General features: G+C 58.3%; 18 protein-coding genes. 8 read left to right on the forward strand and 10 right to left on the reverse strand.

From position 1 onward, the window contains the following. Positions 1-18: 18 nt before the first annotated feature. On the reverse strand, positions 19-822 hold the full coding sequence (locus ACS4NR_RS23115; RefSeq protein ID WP_115985227.1) for a phosphatase PAP2 family protein: 804 nt from the start codon (positions 820-822) through the stop codon (positions 19-21). A gap of 105 nt (positions 823-927) precedes the next feature. Between ACS4NR_RS23115 and hslO the strand changes: the two genes are divergently transcribed. Next, complete coding sequence (hslO, locus tag ACS4NR_RS23120; RefSeq protein ID WP_456018438.1) at positions 928-1,830, forward strand: Hsp33 family molecular chaperone HslO; 903 nt, start codon at positions 928-930, stop codon at positions 1,828-1,830. A 181-nt stretch (positions 1,831-2,011) separates the two neighbouring features. Then, positions 2,012-3,553 (forward strand): phosphoenolpyruvate carboxykinase, encoded by a 1,542-nt coding sequence (locus ACS4NR_RS23125; protein ID WP_027611209.1) that lies wholly within the window; start codon positions 2,012-2,014, stop codon positions 3,551-3,553. 129 nt (positions 3,554-3,682) lie between these two features. On the opposite strand, the gene ACS4NR_RS23130 is transcribed toward ACS4NR_RS23125, so the two are convergent. The 5 genes from ACS4NR_RS23130 to ACS4NR_RS23150 all read right to left on the reverse strand — a co-directional run bounded on the left by ACS4NR_RS23130 (position 3,683) and on the right by ACS4NR_RS23150 (position 6,756). Next, the gene (locus tag ACS4NR_RS23130; RefSeq protein WP_115988443.1) at positions 3,683-4,282 is read right to left on the reverse strand and encodes a putative adenosine monophosphate-protein transferase Fic; all 600 of its coding nucleotides are present in this window, start codon (positions 4,280-4,282) and stop codon (positions 3,683-3,685) included. After that, on the reverse strand, positions 4,282-4,452 hold the full coding sequence (locus ACS4NR_RS23135) for a YhfG family protein (protein ID WP_096796727.1): 171 nt from the start codon (positions 4,450-4,452) through the stop codon (positions 4,282-4,284). The genes ACS4NR_RS23130 and ACS4NR_RS23135 overlap by 1 nt, the downstream gene beginning before the upstream one ends. A 134-nt stretch (positions 4,453-4,586) precedes the next feature. Continuing rightward, on the reverse strand, positions 4,587-4,886 hold the full coding sequence (locus ACS4NR_RS23140) for a hypothetical protein (RefSeq protein ID WP_346650761.1): 300 nt from the start codon (positions 4,884-4,886) through the stop codon (positions 4,587-4,589). Between the two features lie 342 nt (positions 4,887-5,228). Beyond that, positions 5,229-6,371: a hypothetical protein gene (locus ACS4NR_RS23145; RefSeq protein WP_456018439.1), complete on the reverse strand. Its 1,143-nt coding sequence runs from the start codon at positions 6,369-6,371 to the stop codon at positions 5,229-5,231. Between the two features lie 103 nt (positions 6,372-6,474). After that, positions 6,475-6,756: a hypothetical protein gene (locus ACS4NR_RS23150; protein WP_253150231.1), complete on the reverse strand. Its 282-nt coding sequence runs from the start codon at positions 6,754-6,756 to the stop codon at positions 6,475-6,477. A 273-nt stretch (positions 6,757-7,029) separates the two neighbouring features. Here ACS4NR_RS23150 and ACS4NR_RS23155 point away from each other — a divergent pair, with 273 nt between their 5' ends. The 4 genes from ACS4NR_RS23155 to ACS4NR_RS23170 all read left to right on the forward strand — a co-directional run bounded on the left by ACS4NR_RS23155 (position 7,030) and on the right by ACS4NR_RS23170 (position 11,563). Beyond that, complete coding sequence (locus ACS4NR_RS23155; RefSeq protein WP_456018440.1) at positions 7,030-7,533, forward strand: polysaccharide deacetylase; 504 nt, start codon at positions 7,030-7,032, stop codon at positions 7,531-7,533. A gap of 181 nt (positions 7,534-7,714) precedes the next feature. After that, complete coding sequence (locus ACS4NR_RS23160; RefSeq protein ID WP_456018441.1) at positions 7,715-9,649, forward strand: RecQ family ATP-dependent DNA helicase; 1,935 nt, start codon at positions 7,715-7,717, stop codon at positions 9,647-9,649. Positions 9,650-9,876: 227 nt separating this feature from the next. Next, positions 9,877-11,100 carry a 3-hydroxyacyl-CoA dehydrogenase gene (locus tag ACS4NR_RS23165; protein ID WP_095137923.1) on the forward strand — a complete coding sequence of 408 codons (1,224 nt, stop codon included), beginning with the start codon at positions 9,877-9,879 and terminating at the stop codon, positions 11,098-11,100. A gap of 31 nt (positions 11,101-11,131) precedes the next feature. After that, a complete protein-coding gene (locus ACS4NR_RS23170) occupies positions 11,132-11,563 on the forward strand; it encodes an acyl-CoA thioesterase (protein ID WP_097086913.1) in 432 nt (143 codons plus the stop codon). 64 nt (positions 11,564-11,627) lie between these two features. Here the strand turns inward: ACS4NR_RS23170 and ACS4NR_RS23175 are convergent, their stop codons facing one another. The 3 genes from ACS4NR_RS23175 to fdhD all read right to left on the reverse strand — a co-directional run bounded on the left by ACS4NR_RS23175 (position 11,628) and on the right by fdhD (position 15,620). Further along, entirely contained in the window at positions 11,628-12,107 is a 480-nt protein-coding gene (locus tag ACS4NR_RS23175) for a glycine zipper domain-containing protein (RefSeq protein ID WP_095137925.1), read from the reverse strand. A gap of 328 nt (positions 12,108-12,435) precedes the next feature. Continuing rightward, positions 12,436-14,784, reverse strand: coding sequence for an FdhF/YdeP family oxidoreductase (locus tag ACS4NR_RS23180; RefSeq protein ID WP_456018442.1), 2,349 nt, complete (start codon positions 14,782-14,784; stop codon positions 12,436-12,438). Beyond that, positions 14,781-15,620, reverse strand: a complete 840-nt coding sequence (gene fdhD, locus ACS4NR_RS23185; RefSeq protein WP_456018443.1) for a formate dehydrogenase accessory sulfurtransferase FdhD — start codon at positions 15,618-15,620, stop codon at positions 14,781-14,783. Before fdhD ends, ACS4NR_RS23180 begins: the two co-directional genes overlap by 4 nt. Positions 15,621-15,808: 188 nt before the next feature. Here fdhD and lysM point away from each other — a divergent pair, with 188 nt between their 5' ends. Continuing rightward, positions 15,809-16,249 (forward strand): peptidoglycan-binding protein LysM, encoded by a 441-nt coding sequence (gene lysM, locus ACS4NR_RS23190; RefSeq protein ID WP_027611221.1) that lies wholly within the window; start codon positions 15,809-15,811, stop codon positions 16,247-16,249. 102 nt (positions 16,250-16,351) lie between these two features. Here lysM and yrfG read toward each other — a convergent pair whose 3' ends face one another. Then, positions 16,352-17,014 (reverse strand): GMP/IMP nucleotidase, encoded by a 663-nt coding sequence (gene yrfG, locus ACS4NR_RS23195; RefSeq protein WP_095137928.1) that lies wholly within the window; start codon positions 17,012-17,014, stop codon positions 16,352-16,354. 88 nt (positions 17,015-17,102) lie between these two features. On the opposite strand from yrfG, the gene nudE reads away from it, so the two are divergent. Continuing rightward, on the forward strand, positions 17,103-17,669 hold the full coding sequence (nudE, locus tag ACS4NR_RS23200) for an ADP compounds hydrolase NudE (protein WP_027611223.1): 567 nt from the start codon (positions 17,103-17,105) through the stop codon (positions 17,667-17,669). Positions 17,670-17,678 lie beyond the last annotated feature (9 nt).

Below are 17,678 nucleotides of genomic sequence, written 5' to 3' on the forward strand. Positions count from 1 at the left end.
ACAGGTTTGCGCAAAGTGTCAGTTTGCGGCAGACACCACACTCATCCGCGAAACCAGCGGCAGCTTGCCCAGTAAAGCGAAAACCGGCGCAGTCACCTTCAGCCAGAAGTTGGCGGCGTGATAGGCAAACGGCGTGTAGTAACCCCAGCCCAACGCCCACACCGCCAGCAGCATGCCGCCGATGTAATCGTCCTGACCCCAATGCGCGCCGGCCACCAGACGTGGCAGCATAAACAGCAGTGCCAGGCCCCAGACCGTCAGGAACTGGCCGACTGTGCGGCTGAATACGCCCATGAACAGCGCCCAGATCAGCAGCACCGAAGCGTGATCACCGGGGAAGCTCTGGCTCGAGCGATCCTTCAGCTCCCAGGCTTTTTCCAGATGCGGGAAGTAGTCACTCAGGTGCACCGCGCCTTCCAGCACCATGGATGGGCTGCTGTGCTGCCAGTCCATGTAGTCGGCGAATTTGGAAAACAGCGCGCGGATTACCACCATCAGCAGCAGAATCGAGAAAAAACCGAAAAAGGCGCGACGCACGTCAATCGCCTTGAACACCCAGTCGCCCTTGATCAGCAGCGTCAGCAGGATCAGTCCGACGACAATGTCAAACGGCCGCAGACTTGCAATTGTCCAGATGTGGAGCCATATGGAGTTGCTGGCCAGTGGCGCATTGAGCGAGCGGAACAGCCACTCGTCGAAAATCACACACAGCGAGTTGCCCGTAGGCCATAACCAGAAAGCCAGTAGCGCCAACGGCACTACGTTGCACAGAACCAGCCGGCCGAGGTTCCACCTTGATTGGAACAAACCCGGATTGTTCATAAAATGCCTCCAATGGCAGAGCAGTCGGCACCAAAAAGAGTGCCAAGAAGCGCAAATTTTCACGTCTTGTAACCATTTTGTCACCACATTCAGATACCCAAAATTATGACCGACCTAGCGGATACCGATTTCACTCAACGTTTCATCTTCGATGACAGCGACACGCGCGGCGAACTGGTTGCGCTTGAACGCAGCTACGCCGAAGTCCTCGCCAAGCACCCGTACCCGGAGCCGGTCGCGCAATTGCTGGGCGAATTGATGGCGGCCGCGTCGTTGCTGGTAGGCACGCTGAAATTCGATGGCTTGCTGATTTTGCAGGCGCGCTCGGAAGGGCCGATTCCGCTGCTGATGATCGAATGCTCCAGCGAGCGCGAGATCCGTGGCCTGGCGCGTTACAACGCCGAGCAGATCGACGCGGACGCGACCCTTGCCGACCTGATGCCGGGCGGTGACCTGACCCTGACTGTCGACCCGACGATTGGCCAGCGTTATCAAGGCATCGTCGATCTCAACGGCGAAACGCTGTCCGAGTGTTTCACCAACTATTTCGTCATGTCGCAACAGGTCGGCACGCGCTTCAAGCTGTTCGCCGACGGCCGTCGTGCCCGTGGCATGCTGCTGCAGCAACTGCCGGCCGACCGTCTGAAAGACGAAGAAGACCGCGCCGCCAGCTGGCAGCACATCACCGCCCTGGCCAGCACCCTGACCGCCGATGAATTGCTCAGCCTGGACAACGAAACCGTCCTGCATCGCCTCTACCACGAAGAGCAAGTGCGCCTGTTCGATGTGCAGAACCTGCGCTTCCGTTGCAGCTGCTCGCGGGAACGCTCAGGCAATGCGCTGGTCAGTCTGGGTCTGGAAGATGCGCAGGCACTGGTGGCTGAGCGCGGTGGCGAAGTCGAGATCGATTGCCAGTTCTGCAACCAGCGTTACCTGTTCGATGCGGCCGATATTGCTCAATTGTTCGCTGGCGCAGGCGTCGACACGCCGTCAGATACCCGGCACTAAAACGGTTCAGCGCAGGTAAATTCACTGCGTAACGACGGAATTTCGCCGTTACGACGGGAGGACCCTACTCTTTTTGGGCTTTTCTGGCATAATCCGGCCCACTTTTTTCGCGGTAGTAGTGCACGACTTTCTACTACAAAACGTTTGGAGCACACTCGGCCACTGGCCGACGGGGAACCTCATGACGCAAGCCAATAACGCCGTGTACACCGATCTGAGTGTTGATGATCTGGTAAAAGAAGCCCTGCAACGCGGTGAGGGCGAGCTTGCCGATACCGGCGCTCTGGTCGTTCGCACCGGTCATCGCACCGGTCGTTCGCCAGTCGATCGTTTCATCGTTGAAGAGCCTTCCACCCAGGCCGCTATCGCCTGGGGCCCGATCAACCGCAAGTTCCCGGCCGACAAGTTCGACGCGCTGTGGGCTCGTGTCGAGGCGTTCAACAACGCGCAAGAGCACTTTGTTTCCCACGTGCATGTAGGTGCGGCAGAAGATCACTACCTGGCCGTGAAAATGACCACCCAGACGGCCTGGCAGAACCTGTTCGGTCGTTGCCTGTTCATCAACCCGGCCCAGTACAACCCGGCCGGTCGTGACGAGTGGCAAGTGCTCAACGTGGCCAACTTCGAGTGCGTGCCTGAGCGTGACGGCACCAACTCCGACGGTTGCGTGATCATCAACTTCGCGCAGAAGAAAGTGCTGATCGCCGGCATGCGTTATGCCGGTGAAATGAAAAAAGCCATGTTCTCCGTGCAGAACTTCCTGCTGCCGGCCGCTGACGTGCTGCCAATGCACTGCGCTGCCAACATCGGCGAAGAAGGCGACGTGACCCTGTTCTTCGGTCTGTCGGGCACCGGTAAAACCACCCTGTCGGCTGACGAAAGCCGTTACCTGATCGGTGACGACGAACACGGCTGGGGCGAAGGCGTGGTGTTCAACATCGAAGGCGGTTGCTATGCCAAGTGCATCGACCTGTCCGAGAAGAACGAGCCGGTCATCTGGAAAGCCATCAAGCACGGCGCTGTGCTGGAAAACGTGGTCATCGACGACGCCAAGCACGCCGACTACGCCGATGTCAGCCTGACCCAGAACAGCCGCGCGGCCTACCCGCTGGAGCACGTTGCCAAGCGTTCCGAGAAGAACCTGGGCGGCGAGCCAAACGCTGTGATCTTCCTGACCTGCGACCTGACCGGCGTGTTGCCGCCAGTGTCGATCCTCAACGAAGAACAAGCGGCCTATCACTTCCTGTCCGGCTACACCGCGCTGGTGGGCTCGACTGAAATGGGTTCGGGCAGCGGCATCAAGTCGACCTTCTCCACCTGCTTCGGCGCACCGTTCTTCCCGCGTCCGGCTGGCGAATACGCTGAACTGCTGATCAAGCGCATCCGCGGCTTCGGCTCCAAGGTCTACCTGGTCAACACCGGCTGGACCGGCGGTGGCTACGGCGTCGGCAAACGCTTCAACATCCCGACCACCCGTGCGGTGATCGCAGCGATCCAGAGCGGCGCGCTGATCGGTGCCGCCACCGAGCACCTGGACACCATCAACCTCGACGTGCCACTGGCCGTACCGGGCGTTGAAACCAACCTGCTCAACCCACGCAACACCTGGGCTGACAAGGCTGCGTACGACGAAGCGGCCAAGGCGCTGGCCGGTCTGTTCATCGAGAACTTCAAGAAGTTCGAAGTGAGCGACGCGATCAAGGCTGCGGGTCCTAAGTTGTAAAATTGGTTGCAGTAATGAGAAAGCCGCCTCTAGGGGCGGCTTTTTTGTGGGTGACGGTTTAGCTGTCGTTATCGGCTTGACTGCCATTATTCCCGCAGAATTTGGGGTAAACGGCCAGAATAATGCCACTTAAGGGAGGAGTGGCCCGCCAATACAGTTCTCGAAGATATCTTCAAGTCCACGATAGTCACATGCAACCGCATCAACATTTGCCGAAATCCAAGCGTCTTCCTTGATCAGCCACCAATCAACCGTAAAGCCCGCATTGATGATGATCTGCTCAAAAAGGATGCGCTGAGCACGCCCGTTACCTTCGCGAAAAGGATGAATGACATTCAAGTCGCCATAGGTTTCGGCGATAGCCACGACGAGCTCTTCTTTGTTCAGCCCCACGAACCATGCATTACGTTCCATGGCGCGAAATATTTTCTCTGCCTCTGGGAGAATTCTTTCTGCGGTGCAGAAAAAGGTATCCCCCTTCTGAATGTTGACTGTTCGCGGCTGCCCGGCCCAGTCGTAGACATCGCAAAACAGAGTTCTATGGATATGTTGAAAAAGGGTTAGATCATATGGAGGGGGAAGAAGACGAAATCGACTGATAGCGATCTCTGATAGTTCTCGCTCTGCTTTCTGCAGTTCTTCTTCACAGCGAATATTGAGCAAGTTACGCAGGACATCACTTCCAGGGTAGCAGTAGGGGTCTTGCCCGACCCCGTACTTGTCCACCATTAGCGTGTGTTCTGACGATATTTTTCGATGACTGATTCCCGTGATGGAAGCGGTCTTTCAGCATCGCTACGATTGGTATCGAACCCTTCTAGACGCAGGCTCGCCAAGTAGTTAGACCGACGTACTTTTTCGTAATAAGCCTGCTTTTGCTGGAACGTCAATTTGCTCATGGCATGGGCCTCTTGGTGCAGGATTACAGTGTAGCGCAATCGTGTGGACGGATTGGTTGGGATTTTCGATGCTTGCACGAGTGTTGCTCATCTGTCTCAGGTTAGGCGTGAGAGCGACTGGAAGACTGTCAGCCTCAGAGCGGTGCTTTCCAGCCGAGCATCTGCTGCTGCGCGACCTGCAGCAGGTCACAGCCATCCTGCGTCAGCAGATAGAGGGCGTGGGTGATATGGGGGATGTCTTCGACGTCGGCTTGTTTGAAACTGAGGCAGTAGAGGGTTTTCAGCAGGTCGCTGGAGGCACGCAGGCGCTGGACGGCGCATTCGAGGATGTCTTGCGGGTTGGCCGTTGTGTCGATGATCAGGGGCTTGGTGTCGGTGAGGCTGGATTCGAGTGAGCGGTAGCGATCGAGAGGAAGCGGGGTCCATGCTTTCATAGTGTGTATTCCAAATGTCGTGAGGATTCATCCCACCGTGACCAAGCGATGGGAGGCGAACTGTGTTCGGGTTGGTCAACCGAAGGAACACACAAGTCCGGCACGCTCAAAGGCGTCCCAAACACAGCCACCATTAAGCGTGCAGACATTTGAATTGCCGGCAGCATACAACGGACGCATTTATGTGTCCCACCGGGTGACCAAGCCCGAGCCGCTGATTTGCCAGCGACAGTCACGACTATAGATTTGTGACCTCAAGCCGCGATAGGCGACAAAGAGTCTTGGCATGTAGGAACGGGATGAAGATCTCATCGGACGTTCCTACCGGTCTTTCATCATTTTTCAACGCAAATGCTGATACGCCGAAATATCCAGCAAGCTGGTTGCCAGGCCGGTCGCCGGCTTGTAGATCTCGCCTTTCACGCTGCTGAACGGCACACCTTTACTGCCCAGTGAAACGTAGCGTTCGCCTTGGTCCAGTTCGGTGAAATAGGTGTAGGAATATTTGTGCATCAGTTTGTATTTGGCTTCATCGCGTACGATGCCGTTGGTGAGGTTTTCCAGGTCGGCCTGAGTCAGATCCAGGTTTTTTTGCAGTTGCACGCCCCAGCGTTTGAGGCAGGTTTCGGCGAGGTGGCGCACGATGTGTCCGGGCTCGAACAGCACTTTCAGATCGCTGGCATCGGTCGGGACGCCGCCGCTGCTGGTGGCATTGCCGGCCATGGTGGCGTGGCGCCCTGCCATCGGATAGATGCAGGTTTTAGTGCCGGTAGCAGTCTGTGGGATGACGCAGCTGAACCCTTTGGAGCGTTCGTCGCGAGCATAGAAGGCTACATACTCTTTGACGTTGGCCGCGAGTTTGACGCGCTCTTCCTGAAAGTTACCAATACCCGGCACGGGATCGAGCGCAAAGATATTGACCGGAATGTTTTTCAGCAGGCTGTCCTTGAACATTGCATTGGCCAGCATATGGCAACTGATGCCGCCTCGGCTCCAACCCACCAGATTGACTTGCGTGGGAATAACACCATCCTTGCGGAAAGTCTTGATGATTTGTTCCTGTAACTTTTGCTGGGTAATGCTGCGATCGCCGTAATTATATTTGCGCCAGAACCAGGATCCTTCGACTTTTACATCTTCGATCGGAATGCCGGCGGCTTTAAGGCGATTGTATTCGGCTTCAGTCAGCTGCTCGCGCTGCCAGTCACACTTGCCCTTGATGATATTGAGCGCGTGCAACACGTTTTCTTCCCAGCCTTTGCCGAACAGAGTTCCGCTCAAGCCGTATTCCTTGGTCCTGGTGAATAGATCATCGGCCTGCAAGTTGCCGCTGCCGGGGCCATCTACCACGATCCACTCGGCAAACTCGTGGCCCAAATGATTGGAAGCCAGGGTGGAAATCAGTTCTCCGTTCCAGAAGTTTTCATGGGTGGTATCAAACTTGTTGGAGCCTGTGCCGCAAAAAAATATAGTTAAAACAGACATGTTTGTTGCTCTTTTTAATGAAAGAGCGATCAACGTAATAGGGTTATTTTAAAAGGCAAAGAAGTGTCTTGTGTCTGGATTTGTTGGGCATGTGTTTTTGGTTTTACTGAGCGGTTTTGAGTTTTGCAATTTCCAGTAGTTCGCAGCCATCTTGAGTCAGTAAATAAAGTGCAGTAATGATGTTTGGAATGTCTTTGACGTCTGCCTGTTGAAAACACATGCAGTAGAGAGTTTCCAGTAGATTGTTGGCGGCACACAGACGTTGTTGAGCGGCATCCAGCAAATCTTCGCGGCAGGCGTCTGTGTCGATGACTAATACCGGTTTTTCGCTGTAGCTGGATTTCAATCGGCGGTAGCGGTTGATCGGCGGGTGGAGTGAGTTCATGGCGTCAGGCTGTCCTTTGAGAAGTCGCGCCGGACACTATAGGAGGGCATTGCGCGGTGGGACAAGGCGGCCGCAATGGACAGAATTCGTAGGGGTTTTCCCCGGGTTCGGGTATTTGCCCTACGTATTTTCAAATCCTTTTAAAGGTAAAACCCTTAGTCGGGAAATTTCCTGCGGGTATATCAGGCGCTTCTGAGCAAACATCTGTATGGTGCGCGCCAGAATCTGTAGGACGTTTGCAAACGTCCGATACGCGCTTAAAGGGAATTGAGTATGCAATGGCTACGTATGGCCTCGATTTCAGTGCTGTTGGCCAGTGGTTGGCGTTTGGCCATGGCATCAGATGCCGACAACGGCTGGATGTTTGCTGGCCCTGAGCGCACTGGCTGGCCCGATGCGCTTTCCAGCCAGACCAGCATCGATACCGCCTCGCGCGCCGAGGTGTTGATGTTCGGCAAAGTCCTGCTCGCCAGTGAAACGCTGGACGAGGTGGGGCTTGAGCAGCGACTGGGTGTGTCGCATGTGCAGCTCAAGTCGGTCAGGCAGGTGCGTGACGGTCTGTGGGATCGCTTGCTGAGCACCTATCGCAACGCCAGTCAGGACTGTGACGGGCAACCGTTCTGTCCTCGCGTGCGCAGTGTCGCGCAGCTGCGTCAATTGGCGGCGGCCTTTACCGGTGACATCACTCCGGCCCATGCGTTGTGGGCGAGCAAGAGCCTGGGTGTGCATGAGCAGGTGTTGAATGAGCACCTGCGAGTGGCAATTTTGCAACCCTGAACCGGTAAGTTTGTATTGCTGTTGCGGGCCTCTTCGCGAGCAGGCTCGCTCCTACAGTGGGCCGAGTTGTCTGCGCCAATGGCTGTATCATCCCGTATCGAATTGACCCCGGCCTTTTCTCGACTCGCTGCGATCGCCCACTAGGCTGTTGGTATCACAGCGGTCAACGGAGTGACAGCGCATGCACAACACCCTGGAACAGGTTTTCGGTTATCCACAGTTTCGACCCGGACAGGAAGCGGCGATCAGCGCCGTGCTGGCGGGGCGCTCGGCGGCGGCGATTTTTCCCACCGGTTCCGGCAAGTCGCTTTGCTACCAGGTTTCGGCACTATTGCTGCCGCATCTGACCCTGGTGGTCTCGCCGCTATTGGCGTTGATGCAGGATCAACTGGCGTTCCTCAAACGCCATGGCATCAGCGCCGGCAGTATCGATTCGGCGCAAAGCCGCGATGACGCCAATGACGTGATGGCCCGCGCCCGTTCGGGTGAATTGAAGATTCTGATGATCTCGGTGGAGCGCCTGAAGAACGAGCGTTTCCGCAACTTTTTGCAGCAGGTGCCGATCTCGCTGCTGGTGGTCGACGAGGCGCACTGCATCTCGGAGTGGGGGCACAACTTCCGCCCCGACTACCTGAAGCTGCCGGACTACCAGCGTCAGTTCAACATCCCGCAAACCCTGCTGCTGACGGCCACGGCCACACCGAAAGTGATTGCCGACATGCAGGCCAAATTCGCCATCGCCGAAGCGGATGTGGTGACCACCGGTTTCTATCGGCCCAACCTCAATCTGCTGGTCGAGCCGGTACGCGGGCAGGACAAGCGCCGGCGGCTGGTGGAGTGGATGAGCGAGCGTGCGGGGCAACCGAGCATTGTCTACGTCACCCTGCAGAAAACCGCCGAACACATTGCCGAGCATCTGGGACGTAACGGGATTCAGGCCGAGGCCTATCACGCCGGTTTACCCAACGATCAGCGCGAGGCGATACAGAAGCGCTTCATGGCCGGGCAGTCCAATTGCATTGTCGCGACTATTGCCTTCGGCATGGGCATCGACAAGAGCGACATCCGCAACGTGGTGCATTTCGACCTGCCCAAATCCATCGAAAACTACAGTCAGGAAATCGGTCGCGCCGGACGCGATGGACAGCCTTCGGATTGCCTGGTACTGGCCAACCGCGACAGCCTCAACGTGCTGGAAAACTTCGTCTACGGCGATACCCCGGAGCGTGAGGGGATTCGTTGTGTGCTGGAGGAAATGCAGGCTGCCGCGCCCGAAGGGCAGTGGGAGTTTCTGCTCGGACCGCTGGCCGATCAGAGCAATATTCGCTCGCTGCCACTCAAGACGCTGCTGGTGCAGCTGGAGCTGCGGGGCCTGATTGCGCCGCGCTATGCCTATTACGCCGAGTACCGCTTCAAATACCTGCTGGAACCCGACGCGTTGCTTGAGCGTTTCGAGGGTGAGCGCAGGGAGTTTGTCGCGGCCATCATCCACACCTCCAGTCGCGCACGCACCTGGGCCACGGTGAATTTCGAGGCGATGTACACGCAATATTCAGCTGAGCGCAATCGGGTGGTGACGGCGCTGGATTACTTCCAGGAAAAGGGCTGGGTCGAGCTTGAGAGCAAGCAGATGACCGAGGTCTACAACGTGCTGCACAGCGATTTCGACAGCGCTGTGTTGAGCGCCGAGTTGCACCAGTACTTCACCCGGCATGAGCAGGCTGAAGTCGCGCGGATTCACGCAATGCTTGAGCTGTTCGCCACTGAGCGCTGCCTGGGTTATCGCCTGGCTGAATACTTCGGCGACCACAATGCGCCCGAGCACTGCGGACACTGTTCGGTGTGCCACGGTAATGTCGCGCGGCTGCCGGAACCTCCCGAGTTGCCAGCGCTTGTGGATAAAAGTTTCTCGGCGCTGTGCGGTGATTTTATCCACAGGCACGAACAGCACACCGGCAGCATGCCGACGGCGGAGCGTCTGACGCGTTTTCTGTGCGGGATAAGTGTGCCGCTGTTTACCAAGCTGAAGGCGCGGACGATCTCGGGGTATGCGGCGCTGGAGGAGTATCCGTACGCGCAAGTCCGCAGTTGGGCTGACAATCATCTGCTCGAGTAAATACAAATCCTGTGGGAGCGGGCTTGCTCGCGAAGGCGTCATGACAGTTGAAATTCCCATGCATGACACTCCGTTTTCGCGAGCAAGCCCGCTCCCACAGGGGATTGTGGCGCCATGGCGGATTGTATCCATGCGCTGAATGTCGCTCATCACGGTAATAAACTTCAAAAATGCCCGGTGCCTGACTATGGTGAAGGCTGTCTTCGGATCGCCAACAAGAGAACAACATGAGCCAGACATCCTTCGATATTCAGCAAGCTGCCGTGATCGGCGCGGGCACCATGGGCCGCGGTATTGTCATGTGCCTGGCCAATGCCGGCATCGCCGTGCAATGGGTCGATAACAACACACAGATGCTTGAACAGGCGCTGGACGCAGTGGCGCAGACTTATGCACACAACGTGCGCCAGGGCCGGCTCGATCAGGTCGAAGCGGATGCACGTCTTGCCCGGATCAGCGCGGCGGCGGATTACCCGGCGATCCGTAATGTCGATCTGGTGATCGAAGCGGTGTACGAAAACCTCGCGCTCAAGCAAAAGATCTTTCGCGAGCTGGATGGCCTGCTCAAGCCTGAGGCGTTGTTGGCGAGCAACACCTCGGCACTGGATATCGACGCGATTGCCGCTGCAACCAGACGCCCATCGCAAGTGCTCGGTCTGCATTTCTTCAGCCCGGCGCATATCATGAAACTGCTGGAAATCGTCCGCGGAGCACAGACTTCACCGGCGACGCTGGAAGCGGCGCTGGCGCTGGGCAAACGCATGGGCAAGGTCAGTGTGGTGTCGGGCAACTGCCACGGTTTTATCGGCAATCGCATGTTGCATCCGTATGTGCTTGAGGCGCGCAAGATGCTGCTCGAAGGCGCTTATCCACAGCAGGTCGATGCAGCGTTGCAGGGTTTCGGTTTTGCCATGGGGCCGTTTCGCATGTACGACGTGGTCGGCATTGATCTGGAGTGGCGCGCGCGCGAATTGGCCGGCGAGGGGCAGGATGCGCCAGAGGTTCAGGTCGACAACCGTTTGTGCGAACTGGGGCGTTTCGGGCAGAAGTCCGGCAACGGTTACTACCACTACGAGCCGGGCAGTCGTCAGGCCGAGCATGATCCCGAGGTCGATGCGCTGATATTGAGCGTTAGCGAAGGCCTCGGCTTTCAGCGCCGCGAGATTGGGTCCGAGGAAATCCTCGAGCGCTGCCTTCTGGCGCTGGTCAACGAGGGTGCGAAAATTCTGCAGGAAGGCATTGCCGAATCGGCGCATGACATCGATCAGGTGTACATCAATGGCTACGGCTTCCCGGCGGACAGAGGCGGCCCGATGGCCTGGGCGGACGATCAGGGGCTGGCGGACATTCACAAGCGCTTGCTGGCGCTGGAGACGCGACAGGGCGATCAATGGCGGCCGGCGCCACTGATTGGCGAGCTGGCGGCGCGAGGCAAAGGTTTTTACCTTTAGACTGGACAGATAACTCAAGGAGTCGATACCGATGTCCAGCACCATGGCGCAACGCGCCGATTACCCGCATTTCCAGCCGATCACCACCCGCTGGCACGACAACGATGCTTATGGCCACATCAACAACGTCACCTACTACAGCTTTTTCGATACTGCCGTGAACACTTACCTGATTCAGGTCGGTGGCCTGGATATCCACGACGGCGAGGTGGTGGGTTTTGTCGTGAGTTCATCTTGCGATTATTTTGCCTCGATCGCTTTTCCGGACCTGATCGAGATCGGTCTGCGAGTCGGTAAGCTGGGTAACAGTTCGGTGCAATATGAACTGGCGGTGTTCAAGGTCGGTGAAAGCGAGGCGTGTGCGGCGGGGCGTTTCGTCCATGTATTCGTGGACCGGACGAGCAATCAGCCGGTGCCCATTCCAGGCAGATTGCGTGATGCGCTGGAGCGTCTGGTGGTTTGAACCTGAGCAAAAAAAATCGCAGCCCTTGGGCTGCGATTTTTGCTTTCGCGCTTAACGCAACGGGTTAGTCGCGATAGTAGCGGTGATGCTTGCGATGGCCGTAAGCGTGGCCACGGCCAGGGTGACGGTCGCGGTAGTAGCGACGGTCGTCACGGCCGCGATCGTAATGACGATCATCGTCATTGCTCTTGTTACCCATGTAGTTACCCAGCGCGCCACCGGCGCCGCCACCTGCTGCGGCGCCGATCAGGCTGCCGGTGGTGCCGCCCATGCTGCGGCCGACCACGTTACCGCCAGCTGCGCCCAACGCACCGCCAATGGCCGCTTCGCCACGGCTGTGTTTGTTAGCGCCGACCGCGCTACCACCCGCGCCGCCCAGGGCCGCGCCAATGGTTGAACCTGTGCTGCCGCCTAAAGACTGACCGACGACCGAGCCAAGAACCCCGCCCAATGCGCCGCCCACACCTGCTTCGGTGGTGCCTCCGGCAGAAGCGAAGCCACTGACCAGGCCAAGGGACAACAAGAGAATCGAGGAGAACTTCATAGAGGAGCCTCAAAGGGATGACGGCGCGATCCTGAGGCTCTGTATCACGGCTGACAATCGAAATCCGACGAATAACACGACTTGTATACAATTATGCAAGTTGCTGTTTTGTATGCGGAACTTAAGCGATTTTCGCCGGTCTTTAGCTACTTCGGACAGGCCGCTTTTGTGAAAAAGCGGCCTTTTTTGTGGGCGTTGGAATGGTGCAGGGTACAAAGAGTTTTGTTGAATGTGCCACCGCTTTCGCGAGCAAGCCCGCTCCCACAATTGAAATGCATTCCAATGTGGGAGCGGGCTTGCTCGCGAAGGGATCAGTCCAGGCAACGCTTTACGCAGATTTGGCCATGATCAACCCAGTCTCGCTTGCAGCCTCCAGCCGGATCGCAATGAACTTCGACGTCGGCGTATGGCTGCCATCCCCGGTGCTTTCCAGCGGCACCAGCGGATTCACTTCCGGGTAATAAGCCGCCGCTTGCCCCGCAGGAATATCAAACGCCAGCAAGGTAAAGCCCTTCACCCGACGCTCACGGCCATCATCCCAGATCGACACGATGTCGGCCTTCTGCCCCGGGCGGAAGCCCAGGCGAATGATGTCGGCCTCGTTGGCGAACAGCACATCGCGCTGGCCCTTGACCCCACGGTAACGGTCGTCGAGACCATAGATCGTGGTGTTGTACTGATCGTGGGAGCGCATCGATTGCAGGATCAGGTCCGGCAGTTGTCCGGTGGCACGGGTACGTTCATGCACCAGGTCCTTGGGCAACATGTTCGCGCGGAAATTGGCGCGGCCCGACGGCGTGTTCCACTTGCGTGCACCGGCACTGTTGCCGAGGTAGAAACCGCCCGGGTTCTTGACCTTCTCGTTGAAGTCCTTGAAGCCCGGAATGGTATCGGCGATCAGGTCGCGGATGCGCCGGTAATCGGCCACCAGCCAGTTCCAGTCCACCGGTTTGCTGCCCAGCGTGGCGGCGGCGATGCCGGCGATGATCGCCGGTTCCGAGCGCATCTGGTTCGACAGCGGCTGCAACTGGCCGTTGGACGCGTGAACCATGCTGAACGAGTCTTCCACGGTGACCGCTTGCGGGCCTTCGGCCTGGATATCGATGTCGGTTCGACCCAGGCACGGCAGGATCAGTGCGTCTTTACCGTGGGCCAGGTGGCTGCGGTTGAGCTTGGTGCTGATCTGCACGGTCAGGTCGCAATTGCTCAGCGCCGCGAAGGTACGCGGGCTGTCCGGCGTGGCCTGGGCGAAGTTGCCGCCCAGACCGATGAAGACCTTGGCGCGGCCCTCGGCCATGGCGTGAATCGCCTCGACCACGTTGTGCCCGTTGTCACGCGGCACCTTGAACTGGAAACGCCGCTCAAGGGAATCGAGGAACGCCACCGGCGGACGCTCGTTGATGCCCATGGTGCGGTCGCCCTGCACGTTACTGTGACCGCGCACTGGACACAGGCCGGCGCCGGGTTTGCCGACGTTGCCGCGCAGCAGCATCAGGTTGGCGATTTCCTGGATGGTCGGCACCGAATGGCGATGCTGAGTGATGCCCATCGCCCAGCACATGATCACGTTCTTGCCTTTGGCGTACATGCGCGCCGCTTGCTCGATCTCGACCAGGGTCAGGCCGGATTGCTCGACGATCTGCTCCCATGAGGTGTCGTCGACAACCCCGAGGTATTCCAGCACGTTGGCGCTGTGGGCATTGAGAAAGTCATGGTCGAACACGGCTGGAGCGCCTGCTTTCTGCGCGTCGCGCTCCCACTGCAAGAGGAATTTGGCCATACCGCGCAGCACTGCCATGTCGCCGCCCAGTGCCGGACGGAAATACGCGGTGTTGGTCGGCTTATCGCCGTTGGTGAGCATTTCCAACGGATGTTGTGGATGCTGGAAGCGTTCCAGACCGCGCTCTTTCAGCGGGTTGATGCACACCACTTGTGCGCCGCGCTTCACCGCTTCACGCAGTGGTTCGAGCATCCGCGGATGGTTGGTGCCGGGGTTCTGGCCCCAGACGAAAATCGCGTCGGCGTGTTCGAAGTCGTCGAAGGTCACCGTGCCTTTACCGACGCCGACACTTTGCGCCAACGCCACACCGCTGGCCTCGTGGCACATGTTCGAGCAGTCGGGGAAGTTGTTGGTGCCGTAGGCGCGCACGAACAACTGATACAGGTACGCCGCTTCGTTGCTGGCACGGCCCGAGGTGTAGAACTCGGCCTGGTCCGGGCTCGACAGCGCTTGCAGGTGCTTGCCGATCAGGGCGAAGGCGTCGTCCCAGGCAATGGGTTTGTAGCGATCGGTCTCTGCGTCGTAGACCATCGGCTCGGTGAGGCGGCCCTGGTATTCAAGCCAGTAGTCGCTCTGCTCCAGCAACGACGTCACGCTGTGTTTGGCGAAGAACTTGCCGTCCACTCGGCGCTTGGTTGCTTCCCAGTTCACTGCTTTGGCGCCGTTCTCGCAGAACTTGACCATGCCGCTTTCCGGGGAATCGCCCCAGGCGCAGCCTGGGCAGTCAAAGCCACCGTTCTGGTTGGTCTTGAGCATCATGCGCAGGTTTTTCAGCGCGTTGTCGCTGGTCAACCAGGCCTGAGCCACACTGATCAGGGCACCCCAGCCGCCGGCTGGGCCCTTGTAAGGCTTGTAGCGCGGGACGGGTTTCTGGTCGGCTTGATGATGTTGGCTCACGCTTGATTCTCCATCGCTGGGCTGTAAACCCGCGGCGCATTCTTCTGCGGCAGGTGGATGAGATTGAGGTTGTGGCGACGGGCCCATTGCACGGCAAGGCCCGTGGGCGCGGACAGGCTGACCAGAGTCTGGATGCCGGCGCGTAAAACTTTCTGGATCAATTCGAGACTGCAACGGCTGGTGACAATCGCCAGCCCACCCTCTGTGGATATCTTCTGGCGGATCAGGCCGCCGATCAGTTTGTCGAGGGCGTTGTGCCGGCCGATATCCTCGCGCCCCAGCAGCAATTCACCGCTGGCGTTCATGAACACCGCCGCGTGTACCGCGCCGCAGTGCTGGCCGAGCGGCTGGAACGCGCCGATGCGCTGGCGCAGGCCGTCGAGCCATGCGGCGGGCGGCAACGGTGCGCCGGGCAGGACTTGCAGATCGGGCAAGGCTTGCTCGACGGCTTCAACGCCGCACAGACCGCAACCGCTGGTGCCGGCCAGTTGCCGGCGCTGTTGCTTGAGGTTCCAGAATGCGCGGTTGGCGATGGTCACCTGCGCGTATTGCGCCGAGCCAGCACCGGTCAGTTGCAGGTCATAAATGTCGCTGGCGTCTTCGATGATGCCGCTGCCGAGGCTGAAACCGAAGATGAAATCTTCCAGATCCGTCGGCGTCACCAGCATCACTGCCTGACTGATGCCGTTGTAGGCAATCGCCAACGCGACTTCCTCGGCAAGCGCGGTGCTGGCCGATTCCACAAGGGGCAGATCGCTGTAGCTGTAGGTCTGGCTGGCGGCGGGCGCGGGCGTTTCGAGTGCAGGCGCCGCGCAGGCTGGGCGCTTGGCGTTCATGGCATCACCGACGGATTGATCAACGCTAAGACTAGGCGCGGCAACTTGTCGCGTCTAATCGGTACTGTCGATCTATTGATAGATGGCGTCGATCAAGCGACTGCCGGGTCATTGGTCGGCCCGGAACCGGGTTGGTCTGGTGTGGTCTAGGCTTGGACGTCTGGAATCCCAATCAAGGAGTGTGCGCTATGAGTCTGTTGAGCTTTGTGAAAGAAGCTGGTGAAAAGCTGATCGACCTGCTGACCCCAGGTAATGCCAATGCCAGCGAGCAGTTGAAGGAACATATCAGCAAGGTCGGGTTGGGCAATCCCAATGTTCAGGCAACCGTGGACGGCGACAAGGTGACCGTTACCGGTGAGGTAGCGAGCCAGGAGGAGAAGGAAAAAATTCTGCTGGCGGTGGGTAACATCGAAGGCGTGGGCAGTGTTGATGATCAGATCACCGTGACCGGACCGGTTGTGGCTGCGGCACGTTTTGTCGTGGTGAAAAAAGGCGACACCCTCAGTGCCATTTCCCTCGCGGTGTATGGCAACGCCAATCAGTACAACAAGATCTTTGAGGCCAACAAACCAATGCTCAAGGATGTAAACAAAATCTACCCGGGCCAAACCCTGCGTATCCCTGAGTAACTCAAAACTCCTGTAGGAGCTGCCGAAGGCTGAGATCTTTTGATCTTGTTTTTTAAACAATCAAAGTCAAAAGATCGCAGCCTTCGGCAGCTCCTACAGGAATCAGAGTCCCCGAATCAAATCGCGGTAGTCTTCAACCGCCGCAAACTCAGCCGTGTCCTTCGGCCCCTTGCGACTGTCCGGCTCTTTCACCGCCAACAAATGCGTCACACCAAATTCCCGCGCACTGCGCAGAATCGGCAACGTGTCGTCGATGAACAGACTGCGTGCCGGATCGAAACCGATATCCGCCTGCAAGGCATCCCAGAACTGCGGATTCTCTTTGGGGAAACCGTAATCGTGGGAGCTGATCAGCCGTTCGAAATACGGCGCCAGTTCGATCCGTTCCAGTTTCAGCGACAGTGAATCGCGGTGGGCGTTGGTGATCATGATCACCCGTTTGCCGGCCTTTTTGATCGCCTGCAGAAAGGTGTCGGCATCCGGGCGCAGCGCGATCAGGTGCGCAGTTTCCAGTTTCAGTTCACGCACCGAGAGTTTCAGTTCGGTGCTCCAGAAATCCAGGCAGTACCACTGCAGTTGCCCGGCATGGCGCTCGAACAGCGGCTGCAATTCCATATCGGCCATGGCCCGGCTCACCCCGTGCAGTTCGGCGTAGCGTTGCGGCAGGTGTTCCAGCCAGAAATGGTTGTCGAAGTGCAGATCCAGCAACGTACCGTCCATGTCCAGCAGGACGGTATCGATGTCAGACCACGGTAAAGAAGGCATGGCAACGTCTCGAGCGGTAGAAAGATATCCGACACAAACAATCGGGAAAGCCGCGTTATAGTAGCGCGTTCACGCCAAGGAGCTTTGCATGCGCCAGAAACCCACTGTACTCGCCCGCGAGATTGTCGCCACCAGTCGTCTGTTTTGCGTCGAAGAACTGAAGTTGCGTTTTTCCAATGGCGTGGAGCGCACCTACGAGCGTCTGGTCGGCAAAGGCGCGGGTTATGGCGCGGTGATGATTGTGGCGATGTTCGACAGCGAACACGCGGTGCTGGTCGAGGAATACTGCGGCGGCACTGACGAGTACGAACTGTCCCTGCCCAAAGGCCTGATCGAGCCGGGCGAGGATGTACTGGCAGCGGCCGAGCGCGAGCTCAAGGAAGAGGCCGGTTTCGGTGCGCGCCAACTGGAACATCTGACCGAGTTGTCGCTGTCGCCCGGTTACATGAGCCAGAAGATCCAGGTGGTGCTGGCCACCGATCTCTACGAGGAGCGTCTGGAGGGAGACGAGCCCGAGCCGATGCGCGTCGACAAGGTCAACCTGCGTGAACTGGCGGCGCTGGCGCAGAACCCGCAATTTACCGAAGGCCGCGCCCTGGCGGCGCTGTATCTGGCGCGTGATCTGCTGACGCAGCGCGGGTTCTTTCAGTCATGAGTGAGATGT

The organism is Pseudomonas sp. JQ36 (genome assembly GCF_053851495.1).

Bases quoted from the DNA above. Each gene is read 5' to 3' on its own strand.
- ACS4NR_RS23150 (WP_253150231.1), bottom strand. From the start codon at position 6,756: ATGAACTCACTCCACCCGCCGATCAACCGCTACCGCCGATTGAAATCC.
- fdhD (WP_456018443.1), bottom strand. From the start codon at position 15,620: ATGAACGCCAAGCGCCCAGCCTGCGCGGCGCCTGCACTCGAAACGCCC.
- yrfG (WP_095137928.1), bottom strand. From the start codon at position 17,014: ATGCCTTCTTTACCGTGGTCTGACATCGATACCGTCCTGCTGGACATG.
- ACS4NR_RS23165 (WP_095137923.1), top strand. From the start codon at position 9,877: ATGAGCCAGACATCCTTCGATATTCAGCAAGCTGCCGTGATCGGCGCG.
- hslO (WP_456018438.1), top strand. From the start codon at position 928: ATGACCGACCTAGCGGATACCGATTTCACTCAACGTTTCATCTTCGAT.
- ACS4NR_RS23170 (WP_097086913.1), top strand. From the start codon at position 11,132: ATGTCCAGCACCATGGCGCAACGCGCCGATTACCCGCATTTCCAGCCG.
- ACS4NR_RS23130 (WP_115988443.1), bottom strand. From the start codon at position 4,282: ATGGTGGACAAGTACGGGGTCGGGCAAGACCCCTACTGCTACCCTGGA.
- ACS4NR_RS23160 (WP_456018441.1), top strand. From the start codon at position 7,715: ATGCACAACACCCTGGAACAGGTTTTCGGTTATCCACAGTTTCGACCC.
- ACS4NR_RS23115 (WP_115985227.1), bottom strand. From the start codon at position 822: ATGAACAATCCGGGTTTGTTCCAATCAAGGTGGAACCTCGGCCGGCTG.
- ACS4NR_RS23175 (WP_095137925.1), bottom strand. From the start codon at position 12,107: ATGAAGTTCTCCTCGATTCTCTTGTTGTCCCTTGGCCTGGTCAGTGGC.
- ACS4NR_RS23155 (WP_456018440.1), top strand. From the start codon at position 7,030: ATGCAATGGCTACGTATGGCCTCGATTTCAGTGCTGTTGGCCAGTGGT.
- ACS4NR_RS23135 (WP_096796727.1), bottom strand. From the start codon at position 4,452: ATGAGCAAATTGACGTTCCAGCAAAAGCAGGCTTATTACGAAAAAGTA.
- ACS4NR_RS23145 (WP_456018439.1), bottom strand. From the start codon at position 6,371: ATGTCTGTTTTAACTATATTTTTTTGCGGCACAGGCTCCAACAAGTTT.
- ACS4NR_RS23140 (WP_346650761.1), bottom strand. From the start codon at position 4,886: ATGAAAGCATGGACCCCGCTTCCTCTCGATCGCTACCGCTCACTCGAA.
- ACS4NR_RS23125 (WP_027611209.1), top strand. From the start codon at position 2,012: ATGACGCAAGCCAATAACGCCGTGTACACCGATCTGAGTGTTGATGAT.
- lysM (WP_027611221.1), top strand. From the start codon at position 15,809: ATGAGTCTGTTGAGCTTTGTGAAAGAAGCTGGTGAAAAGCTGATCGAC.
- nudE (WP_027611223.1), top strand. From the start codon at position 17,103: ATGCGCCAGAAACCCACTGTACTCGCCCGCGAGATTGTCGCCACCAGT.